The organism is Rhodococcus sp. P4_B6, assembly GCF_056402215.1.
Genome location: NZ_JBFUHV010000353.1, coordinates 1 through 3,417 on the forward strand (window position 1 = coordinate 1; position 3,417 = coordinate 3,417).

The 3,417-nt window shown below is 62.1% G+C and carries 2 protein-coding genes; both read right to left on the bottom strand.

Annotated features, from left to right (window positions below; translation table 11 throughout):
* Window positions 1–624: 624 nt before the first annotated feature.
* Window positions 625–1,962, bottom strand: coding sequence for an MFS transporter (locus AC1DWT_RS50205; protein ID WP_477926166.1), 1,338 nt, complete (start codon window positions 1,960–1,962; stop codon window positions 625–627).
* 414 nt (window positions 1,963–2,376) lie between these two features.
* Window positions 2,377–3,417 (bottom strand): aldehyde dehydrogenase family protein (locus AC1DWT_RS50210; protein WP_477926167.1); only part of this gene is annotated, 1,041 nt, incomplete at its 5' end.

Here is a 3,417-nt window from a genome sequence, read left to right on the forward strand (position 1 = left end):
TCATAAGGCCATACCTAATGCCATACGGTTCACCATATTGTTTGCCATATGCCTAGTCGGTCCGTCGATCGGTAGGGTGCGATCGACGAGCACCGCACTTTCCGAGTCCAAGTTGCGCTTCACCGACCGACCTTCACAGAGAAGGCGCAATTGGATCGGGGCGACAGCATTGCGCGCCGTCGGCGGCTCCCTCCCCGATGCGAGTAGATGCGCGGTTCGCAATGTCACCGTCGGGTCCTCGCGGACGTCTACGTGCGACAGGCGTCAGCGCGGTGCGAGATCGCGGTGACCTCCGCCGTGCGGTTCACGTCATTGATCAGACACAGCCCCCGGTACGTGCCCCGGCGGACGCTACAGCCCGGAGCCAACGGTGGATGTAGGGGTATGCCTACCCGCCGCAGATTCTCCAGAAGCGGACCCGTGACGAACTCGACACCGCGGTCGCGACCTTCTCCGGCACGTCGCCGACAACGCACGCTCGGCCGACCGCGCCATCACGAAGCGATACCGCTCGTCGGTCCTCGGCCGACACGTGAGCGAATTCTTACAGGTCAGCCAACCCACCATCGAGGTCGAACATGCGGCCCAACGCCGCGCATAAGCGTCTCTCCCCCGCGATGACCATTAGCCGCTAGGGCTGCCGCTAGTCGATGGAAGGTTTTCTGGTGTGGTGTCGGCAGTCGCCGTACCGTCCCGCACAAGTGCGACAGAACTTCCGACAGCAAGGGCGCCGAGGCAGAAGGCGGGCACCAACATCGCGTATACAGGCGCCCCACCGAGCCCAGCGACCCAGGGCATGAGGTTCTGAGCGATGAAGCCCCCGATGCTTCCGATAGTCGAGATTATGGCGATGCCACCGGCTGCGCGTGCTCCGCTCAGTATCCGTGAAGGCATTGGCCAAAAGCACGGAATCAGAAGCGAAATACACGGTGTTCCAATGACAATAGCAATGAACCGGAGAGTGTTGTCGGCGACCAAGGTGCTGCACCCGAAGGCGAGCAATCCGATGCTGGCGAACACCATCATGCCGATTCGCGAGCGCCGCACGCCTTCCAAGCGCTTGGGCAGCCACAGTAGGAGCGCCGTGGTGACGAGCCATGGAGTTGCGCTGAGTACGCCGTTCATCGTGCCGGTGACACCGAATTCCCTTACCACGGTCGGAGTCCAGTAAATCACCCCATACAGCGAAATCATGATGAGGGTGTACACCCCGGCCAAGAACAGCACTCGTGGACTGATCAACGCGGACAGAAAACTCCCGTGACCCGACTGCTTCGCCCCGGATTCGTCCGCGAGGGTACGGAGTAGCCAACCTCGCTCACGGTCGTTCAGGAAGGACGCGGTCTTCGGTGTGTCCGGGAGCCATCGCAGCACGACGAACATCATCGCCACGGCGGGCACTCCGGTGGCTAGGAACACCCACTGCCAACCGTGGAGGCCGAATGTTCCGTCGAGCTCGAGTAGCGGGCCACCGATGAATGCGCCGAGAGCGTTCCCGAGTGAGCTTCCAAGCGTAAGGACGGCGAGCGCACGAACTCGATAGGCCAGCGGGAACCACAGGGTGAGGTAGAACACGAGGCCGGGGTAGGCGCCTGCTTCGGCTACTCCGAGGAGGAAGCGCAGAGCTCCGAACATGGTGCCGGTTTGGGTGAAGCCGAGCGCGATGGTGACTAGTCCCCAACTTCCCAGGATTCGTGCCAACCATATTCGTGCTCCGAATCTGTTCTGCGCGAGCACACTTGGCACTTCCAGGAGTAGGTAGCCAATGAAGAAGAGGGACGACGCGAGACCATATACGGTCTCCGTCATGCCGAGGTGGTCCACCATCTGCAGTTTGGCGAAGCCGACATTTTGTCGGTCGATGATTGCGATGAGGTATATCGCCGTGACAAAGGGCATCAGGCGCCAGAAGAGTCGCCTGACAACGTCTGCCTGTTCGGGCACTGAGAGGTCGGTTTGCATGTGATGGCTCTTTCGGGTGTGGCGCTGACGGACCAAAACGCCGCTGTGGGGGTGCGCCGCGATGACATCGATGGCGGCGTCAGGGAGCGCTTGTGGCTGCACTGGCCTCGGGTGACGAGGCATGGATCGATGCTGGTGATGGTCAGGCGATTCGTTCTCATTGTTCCGGCACGGTCCGCTCGGGAAACAGGGCGGGTCAGCTGGAACGGTCCTGAGTGATTGGCTTCCCCGGCAGGTACCGATCGCCGGCTTGAACGCAAACCGGGGTGTGAGAGCCTTCTCCGRGAACGGTGACGGTTACGGTCGCACTGGGCAGCCATACGGATGTTGTGGCTGGCACACTCTCCCACCGCCCACCGCCCACCGCCCACCGCCTGGCGACCTCTGACGGTGGGCGTCGATCCGTTGCGGATGTCAGCTTTGGATTGCTTTTGTCTGCACGAATTCATGAAGGCCGTAAATTCCGCGTTCACGTCCGAAACCCGAGCGCTTAGTTCCGCCGAATGGCGCCGAGGGGTTGAACTTTCCGGCATTGATGTAGACCGTACTTGCGTGAATCTTCTTTGCGAATTGTGCTGCACGATCGGTGTCTTCGGCCCAGACCGCCGCGTTGAGACCGTACGGGGTGCTGTCGACAACAGCTAACGCGGCGTCTTCGTCGCCGTCGTAGGGGAGGATGGCGAGGACGGGGCCGAAGGCTTCCTCCTGTCCGATCGTCGATGCGGGGTCGACGTCGGTGAATACTGTGGGCGCGAAGTAGTAGCCGCCCGACAGGTCGTTCGGAAGATCGCCGACCTGGCCGACTCCTCCCATGAGCACTCTGGTTCCCTCGGCGATCGAACGGGAAACGATTGAGACGAGACGGTCGTGTTGCTGTCGGGAGACCAGCGGGCCGAGCTTGGTCGTCGGATCGAGCGGGTCGGCGGGGATGTACGTGGCCGCCTCCGCCGTCACCAGTCGTTCGACCTCGGCGAGTGCGGATCGGGGCACGATCAGTCGACTCAATGCTGCGCAGACTTGGCCGTTGTTACCGAATGCGCTGGCGACGCTGTAGTGCACGGCTGCCTCGAGATCGTGAGCGTCGAGAAGTACGTGTGCGCTCTTGCCTCCCAGTTCGAGAGTCACCGGCGTGATCGCTGCACCGGCTACTTCGGCCACCCGCGCACCAGCACGGTCGGATCCTGTGAAGGTGACCGCATCCACGTCCCGGTGACCCGCCAGGTATTCCCCGACCGCTGGCCCGTACCCGGACACCAGATTGAACACTCCTGGCGGAAGCCCGATCTCGTCGACGATGTCGGCGAGAACATATGCTGTGAGCCCGGCAACTTCGCTGGGCTTGAGAACGATGGTGCACCCGACGGCGAGGGCGGGGGCGACTTTCAATGCGGCCTGATACAACGGGAAGTTCCACGGGGTGATCGCTGCGACCACACCGACGGGTTGGACGATGAT

Excerpts from the sequence above, each read along its gene's own strand:
- AC1DWT_RS50205 (WP_477926166.1), bottom strand. The coding sequence starts at position 1,962 with ATGCAAACCGACCTCTCAGTGCCCGAACAGGCAGACGTTGTCAGGCGA.